Genomic DNA, 8,082 nt, shown 5'->3' with positions numbered 1-8,082 from the left:
GTCGAGGATGCTCGAGGCGCCGTCTCACTCATTGGCGCGGTCAGATCGGTGCGCGTGCTCAACCGCATGTCGGAAGAACAGGCGGGCCAGGCGGGCATTAGTCCGACAGAGCGCTTTTCATATTTCAACGTGCACCAAGGCAAATCCAACCTGACCAAGATGTCGTCCGCTCAAGACTGGCGGAAGCTGGAGAGCGTGCCGTTAGGCAACGGGCAGGGGCTAAGCAAGCCGCAGGACCATGCTGGCGTCGTGACGGAGTGGCGGTGGCCAAGCGCGGAAGAGGTGACTGACGCGCTCACCTCGGACCAGAAAGAGGTCATTCGCGTTGCTGTGACAAATGCAGACTTCAAGGAGTCGGCGCGAGCCAAGAACTGGGTTGGCCAGGCGGTTGGCTATGCGCTGGGCCTCGACCTTGAAGAAGACGGCCACCGCAAGCGCGCAGGCATGATCGTGCGCGCGCTGTTGAAAGAAGGAGTCCTGGTCAAGAGCGAGGAGAAGGATCCGATACGTCGGGAAAGCGCCGTATTTGTGCGGGCGGCTTGACACAAGGACGGAACATACAAAATGAACCCGATGACTAAGCTGGCGGATGTTCAGCTACGCGTGGAAATGCCTGCCGGTAGCGAGTCTGTCCTTGGACCGCCGCAGCCGTTTGGTTGGAACATCGACGTCACTGCGGCTCTCGACCCCTCCAAGGATAGCGGCGTAATAGTCGCTAAAACCACCATGGGTTCTGCGCAAGGCAAGTACCAGTTCATGCGGTCGCTGCCGCAGGATTGATCGACCCAGCAGTGGTACATTTAAGGGGCGACGAGCAATTGTCGCCCTATTTTGTTAGCCCGTGAGCACAACCTCCGCCGCCCGCTCCACAACTTCTGATAGTGCCCGGATAGCGCTTATCGAACCGTGCATTTTCCGTGCAGAACTGTGCAAAATCGTCGGGTGGCACTTAGCATTGCCTGCCCAGAAAAGTGCCCGGTTATAATACCCCCCTTTAGGGGGGTTATTACTGGGCAACTGGGCGGGGCATGTGCGAGGCGCGAAGTGCCCGCCCAGATAGATAGAACTTATCCGGGCGACTGGGCACCATTTTCAAGGTAGCTGAAAAATGCAACCTAGCGGGCTGCCCTCTTCTTCAACCTCAAGCGGTCGACCCGAGCCACGTGCGCATCGTGCTTCTGTCTTTCCGGGGAGGGAAGCAACGGCACTGGTTCGAAATCGTCGGGCACTCGGTCGATGAATTCCTTGGTGATCCGGTAAGTTCCATACCCGAGCAAAAGCACGGCGAGCAGGCGTAACATGGGGCTCTCCTTTGGCTTTCGAACGCCATCGCAAAAATATCGTTCCAGCTTTGCTTGCTGTTTTCGACCTTCGTTCTTTTTATGCCCATGGGGCAACCAACCCCGTTCCCGTCTCACGAACGCAGCACCACCACGAGGACGCTCTGCGCAAGATGCCCGAGTACGGCAAGCGGTTCCTGCTGGCTGGCGACCAGAACGCAGCCAAGCGCGGACCCAAGGCTCAGGTGCAGGCTATCGCGGCCGGCCTCACGCCTGGCGAAGCTGATGTGCGCATCTACCTCGATAACGGCCGGCTGCGCATGTGGGAGAACAAGGTTGGTGGCGCGTCGCTGACGGAAAGCCAGAAGGTTCGACACCCAGCACTAGCCAAGCTTGGCCACGAGGTGACGGTCTTGCGGGCAGTCACCTGCGAAGATGCGGCCGCCCAAGCCGTCGCCCTGGTTCGCGGGTGGCTCGCCGGTAACGACAACAGCACGAACCATGGCAACGAAGAATTATTTTCAGCCGTTCCTTGTCGGAAGTAGATCTGCCGCCTTTTATGTACTGACCCACTGCGGTCACAAGCACCGGTTTTGGCCGGACCTTCCATCACAATTGGGAAACAGCACCCGATGCAAACGAAAGAAGCCRCCCCTTCGGGGGCAGATGGCCGTACCGTGGCCAGCGACAATAGCGTTGTCCACCTGGAAGTAGTTTCGCCAACGCTTTCATACGACCCAGACGCCTCCGAGTATCACCCGCGCCTCAAACTCGGACATCCATACAAAACGAGCACCCGCTTCCAGAGAGACGATGCCGGTAGGTTCCTGCGCGACTCCGAGGGATTGCAGGCAGTTGACGACTTAATGATCAAGGTCGCGCCGAACTGCTTCGTGAATGAAAGGAGTGCACGAGCGCTCGGCTTCATGGGTGGAAACGGCGATCTGCGTACGGTCAGGTGTGCTGTGGATGGGGAGGTCGGTGGCTACCTTATCCCAATCCCACACGAATTGGACAAGCCGTTCAACAAGTCCACCACCCCAGCAAAGAGGGCCGCAGGACGCGAGCGCACCGCCAAGAAACGGACCCTAGAAAGGCGAGCCGTCACCCGAATGAGGCACAAGTTCGAAAAGCGCCAGTCTATTGGTGACCCGGATTGCCCGCGGTCACGCGATGAGGATTTCCCGCTTCTGGCTGTCCTTCGCCGAGACAAGCTGCACCACTACATCAAGATAGTGGTGGAGTATCGCCGACTGGTGGCCCTGTGCGAGGCTGAGCCGCTTAAGGGTCAGGCATATGGGGGCAGTGAAGCCACCGGGATGGCGGTTGCTTATGTGTCGCGTCGTATGGCCGGAATTGAGGAAGTCAACGAAGCAGCCGCCGTCGGCTTTCCAGGGAGGTCCGTGCCCGGTGGAGAAATCGTGTACGAAACCAAGCTGCGAAAGTCCAAGGGCGCTTACAACATCCCGGCAGTGCGGAAAAAGAAAGTCGACGTCGACGCTTACTTCGAGGGCGACAATGGGACATCAAAGGTCGGCATCACCGAAAGCCTGCACATCAAGGTTACGGAAGACATCCTTCTCGAACGGATCGACCGCGCACCGATCCTCGCCCGCATTCGCTCGGCCCTTGGCCCCCTGTTGGAGCCATTCGACGATGCCGTGCTTGGGGGACGGACACTGCAAAAGATCGGTAACGATGCTGGATTCAATGGAAGGGATGCGACTTCAGCCGGAAAGGCGCTTGTATTGCGGGGAATTGGCGTTGCCGACAGCTTCCTTGGCGGTGCAAAATTCCAACCTGAAAACGATAACTATTTGATTGAATACAAGAAAATTGCCTAAGCGCCACTAATCCGCACTCAAGTCCCCTAGAACGGGGAAGGACAATTAAATTCAAGGGTCGCTTCGGCGACCCTTTTTTCTTGGGTGTACAAGCCCCCCAGCCTATGGCTGGGTAACTATCGCCCCTGCGCGTCCCTCCACGCTGCACGGGTGATCAGCGGCGACCTCCTAGCCTCGGCCGGTTGAGGTCGCCGCTTCTAGGAGCTAGCGCTTAACGGCACGCCCAATGGCTATAAGAATGCAGGCGCCGATGAAGCCGGCGATTAAGTAGCCTAGCCAGCCACCAAGGCCGACGCCTACAAGGCCCAGCAAAAAGTTGGCCACTACCGCCCCGACGATGCCTAGTACGATGTTCATGAGCACGCCCATGTTGCTTTTCATGAACATCTCTGCGAGCCAACCCGCGATGCCGCCAACAATGATAGCGGCGATCCAACCGACTTGTGCGTCTTCCATAATTTATTCCCCTCAAGCTTGGCGGTAATTCGCCTCGGTTGAAATGCAAGCGCAGGGCATTAGTTCCCTGACCTCGCGCGCCACCAATGAGGAAGCCCGCGATACTATGCCGGTACACCGGCCGCCTGTTCTAAGACTGCCAGAAGCGAGCTCGCTTCATTCGGTAGCCAGGCTGCTCGCTGCCTCCCGGCTTTTCAACGTTCAGCGGGTTGTCTCGTGGAGGGTTCTGAGCGTCCGAGTGGCGGACCTTTTCGTTAGTCTCATCTACAGGCGCTGTCTTCCGACGTTTGGCTCTATCATTCGGGTCGCGATAGTTTCGCGCAGGCTTGCGTTCGCTAATTCCATCTTCGTTCTGCATGTTGATCTCCTACCGTTACGGAGACAACACTGCGGTGCAGCGTAAGGTTCCAACGACCATGGCACGTCAGCCTGACCATCGTTCAGCCGAAGCTGCCATCTACCGTAGATTATATAAAACTGCCCGCTGGCAGCGCACCCGCGAATACCAGCTGGCCACGCAGCCGCTGTGCGAGCGCTGCTTGACGATGGAAGTAGTCGAGCCTGCGACGGTGGTTCACCATGCCGACGGCGGCCATAAAGGTGACGAAGACAAGTTTTGGTCTGGCCCCTTCGAGTCTCTATGCAAGCCCCATCACGATAGCGACGGCAAGCGAGAGGATCTCGGTCAGACCGTGATCCGCTTCGGGGCCGACGGCTACCCCATCTAGTCGCGCAACAATACTGCGCTTTGACGTAAGAATATTACGTGAAACATCAATGTTTCACGGAGGGGTGGGTCAGACCCTTTCGACCGCCTCGACGCCCGGACCGTGAGGGCAGCAACGTGCGTGCATCCGCAATTCAAATGTTGGGGCTCAAGGCGCTCCGCTGGGCCACATGATGCCCGCAACCAGAGCCAGGTTCAGCAGCACAATGAGCGATGAGCAGTAGATCGCGGCTTTGCTGATGTCGGTCATGCTCGACTCCCTTCCAGGGTGAGCGAGCCACTATCCGGCGGCAAATATAAATAAGAGATTACTAATTTAAGGATTTCCCCCATGGCTAGGCCGAGAAATCCCCTAGGCAAGGCCAAGACCGAGGGGCGAGACACGAAGGACCCCCAGCGGTTCAAGGCAAGGAAAGAGCCCAAGGGCAGCGGGCCGTTGGGCTCTCCGCCGGAGTGGCTGACAGACACGGACACAAACAAGGCCAAGTCCGCTTGGTTGCTGTTCCAGACGGAAATTCCCTGGCTGACTGAATCGCACCGAATGTTGGTTGGCATGGCCGCGAACATTCAGGGGCGCATCATGGCCAATCAGGACGTCGGCGTTCAGGCGATGAACTTGCTCCGTCAGTGCCTTGGCCAGATGGGAGCGACCCCGTCCGACGCCAGCAAAGTTACGGTGCCAGATGATGAGGACGACAAAGACGACCTCCTCGACGGCTGAGATCGCGCTTAGGCGTGTCAGTGCGTATGCGCAAGCGGTGCTGGATGGTGTGGAGGTTGCAGGGCCTCATGTGCGGAATGCTTGCCGCCGGCACTTTGCTGATTTGGAGCGCGGCCACGAGCGCGGACTGTACTGGGACGACGAGGCGGCGAACCGGGTTTTCGGTTCTTTGAGGAGCGGCTTCGCCTCAGTGAGGGTCAGTTTGATGGCAAGCCGTTCAAACTTCATACGTCGCAGGCGTTCAAACTCGGTTCGATCTTCGGGTGGAAGAAAGCGAACGGCACTCGCCGCTTTCGCACCGCCTACGTTGAAGAGGGCAAGGGTAACGGCAAGTCGCCGTTTGCCGGTGGTGTCGGCCTTTATGGTCTAACCGCTGACAAGGAATCCGGCGCGCAGATTTACGCGGCGGCTGCCAAGAAAGACCAGGCGCAAATCCTGTTTCAGGACGCGTGCAAGATGGTCCGGCAGGCTCCGGCGATCGAGTCTCGCGTGAAGTTCAGCGGCGGATTGGGCAAAGAGTTCAACATCGCCCACCACAAGTCTGGTTCGTTCTTTCGGCCGATCTCCAAGGAAGCTGGCAAAACAGGTTCTGGTCCGCGACCGCACTTCGCGCTTTGCGATGAGGTGCATGAGCATCCCGACCGCAGCATTATGGAAATGCTCCAACGCGGCTTTAAATTCCGCCAGAACCCGCTTCTTTTGATGATCACGAACAGCGGTTCGGATCGAAACAGCGTCTGCTGGGAAGAGCGGGAGCGCGCGGTAAAGCTTTTAGCCGGCACTCAGACGCCTGACGAGGAATTCACCTTCGTTGGCGAGACCTGGGAGGGCAGCGACAGCGTCTTTGCCTATGTCTGCGCCCTGGACAAGGGCGACGATCCGATGACGGATCCGTCGTGCTGGGCGAAGGCGAACCCCCTTCTCGGCACGATCCTGACACACGACTACCTTGCCGGTGTGGTTGCCGAGGCGCGCGACGTGCCCGGCAAGCTCAATAACGTTCTTCGCCTGCATTTCTGTGTTTGGACGGACGCCGACAAGGCTTGGATGCCCCGCGCTACCGTCGACAAGGTGATGTCCGAGTGGGATTTGCCAGAGGACGGGCCGCTTTATCTCGGCGTCGATCTTTCCGGCACAAAGGATATGACCGTCGTTGCTTGCGTCCAGGCGACGGGCTTCAAGACAGTTACGCGCGAGGATGGCGAAACAGCGGACCTGCCAACATATGACGCGTGGATTGAAGCATGGACGCCGGGCGACACGCTTGCAGCCCGCGTTACGGCCCACAAGCAGCCCTATGACGTCTGGGTGCACGGGCGAGGGGCTAGTGTTTGAGCCTTTGCCCGCGAAATCCAACTTTCAACACAATGCGCCATCATCGGGCGACCGCGGGTGTGATTTAGCCCGCCTCAGGCAACAGCCCCGCTTCCGAAAGGTCGCGGGGCTTCAGTCATTTGCCCAATTGCAGATTGTAGGTGTTGGGGAGGATGGCCGACGCTACACTCAGGTATAATATTTGCGGCGCCGCGTCGGCCACTCCACCCACCCCACCGCAATTCGTGCGCTTCCGGGCCTTAGATTGCAATTAGATCAATGGATAGATGAGCGCCCACCCAGGTTCTAACGCTCAGGAACTAGCTACCCTCATACCCCGTTATGTTGGTGGAGTGTGCCTCTACTCGTCCCCTCAACCACACGATCTAGCATGGGGCCTGCCGCGATCCCTCCCGGCAGGTTAAGGCAACCGAGGAGTATAGTTGGCGCGCGCCACTGATGTCTCAGGCAGGTTTCAGGGGCGGCTAGAACGGCCTGCCGAGATCAGGTTTCGACAGGCCGCCCCCGCCACAGCTCTGGGCCGTTCCACCAGTCAACAGCGCCGCGCGCCGACAACATGCCATCGTAGGACTCGCACTAAAAGGGCGCGGTCCCGTACCAGAATAAGATTAGAACCCGATAATATTTAGATAGCCACTCCACGGATCATTAACGAGGCGAGCGCACGCTAGTGTCATCCGGGTCTTCGTCGCCCCACAGCCCCACGGCCCGGATCGCGCGCCCGGTTCAATAGTCGGCAGGCAATCCCTGCTTGTCGGCTCGGCAAGGCCGGGCGCGTTGCCGGGGCACTCAGTGCATTGTTTGCCGATGGTCTTTCAGACGAAGGATTTCGGCGGCAATGATCCTCATCAGCCCCTCCCGATGTTCCACTTCGGCAATCTGGGATGGCGTTAGCTTAGTAGCCCTAGCGCGCTCTACGCTGCGCTGCGCAGTGTCGTACAAGTCCTGCAGCTGATCAATTTCGTCCAAGGGCGTACCCTACGTGAACTTGGGTATCTTAGCCGACTACGGCGGGGAAAGTCGACGCAAAACGACAAGTATGTCCGATGTCCTTTGGCCTCGGGCTTTCGTGAATGTATGTCCAAACACGTCTATTCGCCGCCAGCAYCYGGTTGCCCCGATTGCGGCATTCCATTCCACTCTGTKGCAACCATGTGACAGTATTWWTTAGCAAGTGCTGATATTTATGGTCAGTAAGGCGGGGGCCTGAAATCAGGATGGAATGAACTGATGAGAGTTTACCCCTTTGTACTCCTGGCAGGATTGGCCAGCACGAGCGCTTACGCAGCCGATGCSGTGATKGAAGAACCGCCAGCACCAGTGCCTGTGGTTCAAGAAGCCCCAATTTTTAGCTGGACTGGCGGCTACCTCGGTATTCAGGGTGGCGGCCTGTGGTCCAACAGTAGCGTCAATGGACCTGACACCGGTATATTCGATGACAGCTTCAACGGTGGCCTTCTCGGTGCCTATGCCGGCTACAACTGGCAGTTCGGCGCTTGGGTGCTCGGTGTCGAAGGCGACATTAACGGAGTCTGGAACGACGAAACCGTCACCATCAACACACGGTTCGGTAACCGGGATGTTGATATCGGCAGCAGCTACCTGGCCTCGATACGGGCCCGTGCCGGATATGCGTTCGACCGTACCCTTGTTTTTGCCACCGGTGGCGTAGCCTTTACTCAGTTTTCTGCCGAAGCGGGCGCCTGGGATAACGACGTC

At 58.3% G+C, this 8,082-nt stretch carries 10 protein-coding genes; 8 read left to right on the top strand and 2 right to left on the bottom strand.

What is annotated here, in order from left to right; translation table 11 throughout:
* Nucleotides 1-48 precede the first annotated feature (48 nt).
* Together AC1DUU_RS16270 and AC1DUU_RS16265 are read left to right on the top strand one after the other, a co-directional pair.
* Nucleotides 49-543 (top strand): ATPase, encoded by a 495-nt coding sequence (locus AC1DUU_RS16270; protein WP_476784445.1) that lies wholly within the window; start codon nucleotides 49-51, stop codon nucleotides 541-543.
* 21 nt (nucleotides 544-564) lie between these two features.
* On the top strand, nucleotides 565-780 hold the full coding sequence (locus AC1DUU_RS16265) for a hypothetical protein (protein ID WP_476784444.1): 216 nt from the start codon (nucleotides 565-567) through the stop codon (nucleotides 778-780).
* A 335-nt stretch (nucleotides 781-1,115) separates the two neighbouring features.
* Here the strand turns inward: AC1DUU_RS16265 and AC1DUU_RS16260 are convergent, their stop codons facing one another.
* Nucleotides 1,116-1,301 carry a hypothetical protein gene (locus AC1DUU_RS16260; protein WP_476784443.1) on the bottom strand — a complete coding sequence of 62 codons (186 nt, stop codon included), beginning with the start codon at nucleotides 1,299-1,301 and terminating at the stop codon, nucleotides 1,116-1,118.
* 11 nt (nucleotides 1,302-1,312) lie between these two features.
* Here AC1DUU_RS16260 and AC1DUU_RS16255 point away from each other — a divergent pair, with 11 nt between their 5' ends.
* A complete protein-coding gene (locus AC1DUU_RS16255; protein WP_476784442.1) occupies nucleotides 1,313-1,825 on the top strand; it encodes a VRR-NUC domain-containing protein in 513 nt (170 codons plus the stop codon).
* 87 nt (nucleotides 1,826-1,912) lie between these two features.
* A complete protein-coding gene (locus AC1DUU_RS16250) occupies nucleotides 1,913-3,124 on the top strand; it encodes a hypothetical protein (RefSeq protein ID WP_476784441.1) in 1,212 nt (403 codons plus the stop codon).
* Nucleotides 3,125-3,328: 204 nt separating this feature from the next.
* On the opposite strand, the gene AC1DUU_RS16245 is transcribed toward AC1DUU_RS16250, so the two are convergent.
* Nucleotides 3,329-3,580: a GlsB/YeaQ/YmgE family stress response membrane protein gene (locus AC1DUU_RS16245; RefSeq protein WP_476784440.1), complete on the bottom strand. Its 252-nt coding sequence runs from the start codon at nucleotides 3,578-3,580 to the stop codon at nucleotides 3,329-3,331.
* 356 nt (nucleotides 3,581-3,936) lie between these two features.
* On the opposite strand from AC1DUU_RS16245, the gene AC1DUU_RS16240 reads away from it, so the two are divergent.
* The 4 genes from AC1DUU_RS16240 to AC1DUU_RS16225 form a co-directional block, all read left to right on the top strand.
* Nucleotides 3,937-4,308 (top strand): HNH endonuclease, encoded by a 372-nt coding sequence (locus tag AC1DUU_RS16240; protein WP_476784439.1) that lies wholly within the window; start codon nucleotides 3,937-3,939, stop codon nucleotides 4,306-4,308.
* A gap of 330 nt (nucleotides 4,309-4,638) precedes the next feature.
* Nucleotides 4,639-5,028: a hypothetical protein gene (locus AC1DUU_RS16235; protein WP_476784438.1), complete on the top strand. Its 390-nt coding sequence runs from the start codon at nucleotides 4,639-4,641 to the stop codon at nucleotides 5,026-5,028.
* 132 nt (nucleotides 5,029-5,160) lie between these two features.
* Nucleotides 5,161-6,363 carry a terminase large subunit domain-containing protein gene (locus tag AC1DUU_RS16230; protein ID WP_476784446.1) on the top strand — a complete coding sequence of 401 codons (1,203 nt, stop codon included), beginning with the start codon at nucleotides 5,161-5,163 and terminating at the stop codon, nucleotides 6,361-6,363.
* A 1,326-nt stretch (nucleotides 6,364-7,689) separates the two neighbouring features.
* Nucleotides 7,690-8,082, top strand: a 393-nt coding sequence (locus tag AC1DUU_RS16225) for an outer membrane protein (protein ID WP_476784437.1), incomplete at its 3' end; no start/stop codon positions are given.

Source organism: Aminobacter sp. P4_H6_2, from assembly GCF_056400805.1.
Note: the sequence above shows the minus strand (reverse complement) of the source record. Positions and strands in the feature narration are given on the sequence as shown.

Bases quoted from the DNA above. Each gene is read 5' to 3' on its own strand.
- AC1DUU_RS16265 (WP_476784444.1), top strand. From the start codon at position 565: ATGAACCCGATGACTAAGCTGGCGGATGTTCAGCTACGCGTGGAAATG.
- AC1DUU_RS16260 (WP_476784443.1), bottom strand. From the start codon at position 1,301: ATGTTACGCCTGCTCGCCGTGCTTTTGCTCGGGTATGGAACTTACCGG.
- AC1DUU_RS16245 (WP_476784440.1), bottom strand. From the start codon at position 3,580: ATGGAAGACGCACAAGTCGGTTGGATCGCCGCTATCATTGTTGGCGGC.
- AC1DUU_RS16240 (WP_476784439.1), top strand. From the start codon at position 3,937: ATGTTGATCTCCTACCGTTACGGAGACAACACTGCGGTGCAGCGTAAG.
- AC1DUU_RS16235 (WP_476784438.1), top strand. From the start codon at position 4,639: ATGGCTAGGCCGAGAAATCCCCTAGGCAAGGCCAAGACCGAGGGGCGA.